General features: G+C 69.4%; 1 protein-coding gene. It reads right to left on the bottom strand.

Annotated elements, in window-relative coordinates:
* Positions 1–1,814, bottom strand: a 1,814-nt coding sequence (gene glmS, locus ACZ50K_RS37855) for a glutamine--fructose-6-phosphate transaminase (isomerizing) (protein WP_468912028.1), incomplete at its 3' end; no start/stop codon positions are given.
* Between the last annotated feature and the right edge of the window lie 11 nt (positions 1,815–1,825).

Here is a 1,825-nt window from a genome sequence, read left to right on the forward strand (position 1 = left end):
TCGACGGTGACGGACTTCGCCAGGTTGCGCGGCTTGTCGATGTCCCGGCCCAGGGCCAGGGCGGTGTGGTACGCCAGCAGCTGGAGCGGGATGCCCATCAGGATCGGGTCGAGCTCGTCCTCGTTCTTGGGCACCAGCAGGGTGTGGTCGGCCTTCTCCTGCTCCCGGTGGGCGACCGCCAGGATCCGGCCGCTGCGGGCCTTGATCTCCTCCAGCGCCGCGCGGTTCTTCTCCAGCAGGTCGTCGTCCGGCACGATCGCGACGGTCGGCAGGGAGGGCTCGATCAGGGCCAGCGGGCCGTGCTTGAGCTCGGAGGCCGGGTAGGCCTCGGCGTGGATGTAGGAGATCTCCTTCAGCTTGAGGGAGGCCTCCAGGGCCACCGGGTAGCCGCGCACCCGGCCGATGAACATCATCGACTTGGCGTCCGCGTACTCGGCCGCCAGCTTCTTGATGTCCTCCTCCTGCGCCAGGATCTCCTGGATCTGGCCGGGCAGCTTCCGCAGGCCCTCGATGATCCGCTTGCCGTCGGTGACGGACAGGTCGCGGATCCGGCCGAGGTGGACGGCGAGCAGCGCGAAGGCCACCACGGTGTTGGTGAAGCACTTGGTGGAGACCACGCAGACCTCCGGGCCGGCGTGCACGTACACGCCGCCGTCGGCCTCGCGGGCGATGGCCGAGCCGACCACGTTGACCACGCCGAGGACACGGGCGCCCTTGCGCTTGAGCTCCTGGACGGCGGCCAGCACGTCGTAGGTCTCACCGGACTGGGAGACCGCGATGTAGAGGGTGTCGGGGTCCACCACCGGGTTGCGGTAGCGGAACTCGGAGGCCGGCTCGGCGTCCGCGGGGATCCGGGCCAGGCTCTCGATCAGACCGGCGCCGATCAGGCCGGCGTGGTACGAGGTGCCGCAGCCGAGGATCTTGACCCGGCGGATGCCGCGCGCCTCGCGCGGGTCCAGGTTCAGGCCGCCCAGGTGCACGGTGTTGAAACGGTCGTCGATCCGGCCGCGCAGCACGCGGTCGACCGCGTCGGGCTGCTCGGAGATCTCCTTGTGCATGTAGGTGTCGTGGCCGCCCATGTCGTAGGAGGCGGCCTCCCACTCCACGGTCTCCGGGGTGGCGGTGGTCGAGGTCCCGCTGGTGGTGTACGTGCGGAAGTCGTCGGCCTTCAGGGTGGCCATCTCGCCGTCGTTCAGGGTGACGACCTGGCGGGTGTGGGCGATCAGCGCGGCGACGTCGGAGGCGACCAGCATCTCCTTCTCGCCGATGCCGAGGATCACCGGGGAGCCGTTGCGGGCCACCACGATGCGGTCGGCGAAGTCGGCGTGCATCACGGCGATGCCGTAGGTGCCCTCGATGACCTTGACGGCCTCGCGGACCTTTTCCTCCAGGGAGTCGGCGGAGGAGCGGGCGATCAGGTGGGTGATCACCTCGGTGTCGGTCTCGGAGGCGAAGACCACCCCGTCGGCCTCCAGCTTGGCGCGCAGCTCGGAGGCGTTGTCCACGATGCCGTTGTGGACGACGGCGACCTTGTTCTCCGGGTCCAGGTGCGGGTGCGAGTTGATGTCGCTGGGCGCGCCGTGGGTGGCCCAGCGGGTGTGGGCGATACCGGTGGTGCCGGCGAACCGCTTGGGAACCCGGGCCTCCAGATCGCGGACCCGGCCCTTGGCCTTGACCATCTTCAGCGCGCCGGACTTCGGGCTGTTGACGACGATGCCCGCGGAGTCGTAACCCCGGTACTCCAGTCGCTGCAGCCCTTCCAGCAGCAGCGGCGCGACGTCACGCTTGCCGATGTATCCGACGATTCCGCACATATGGTTCTGCC

The organism is Streptomyces sp. NPDC033845 (genome assembly GCF_055576225.1).